The following is a 256-nucleotide window of genomic DNA, read 5'->3' on the forward strand; positions in this document are numbered from 1 at the left end:
GGGATTGTTCAGCCGTGCCAGCCACCCGGCCCGCCGCCTGCTCAACGAGATCGCTGCTGCTGCGATCGGCTGGGAGCAAGGCGGTGAGGGCCTGCGCGACAGTTTGCATCTGCGGGTGGAGCGAATCATTCAGCGCCTGCTCAACGATTACACCGAGGACGCGTGCCTGTTCGCCGAACTGCTCGACGAATTCCTCGCCTTCAGCCACGACGAGCGCCGCCGTAACGAGCTGCTCGAGCAGCGCACCCGAGACGCC

General features: G+C 66.0%; 1 protein-coding gene. It reads left to right on the forward strand.

The genetic code is table 11. From position 1 onward, the window contains the following. A partial coding sequence (locus SB756_RS32380; RefSeq protein WP_410913544.1) for a DUF1631 family protein occupies window positions 1–256 on the forward strand: 256 nt, incomplete at both ends.

The sequence above is a fragment of the Pseudomonas sp. SIMBA_068 genome (genome assembly GCF_046534705.1).
Taxonomy (GTDB): Bacteria; Pseudomonadota; Gammaproteobacteria; order Pseudomonadales; family Pseudomonadaceae; genus Aquipseudomonas; species Aquipseudomonas putida.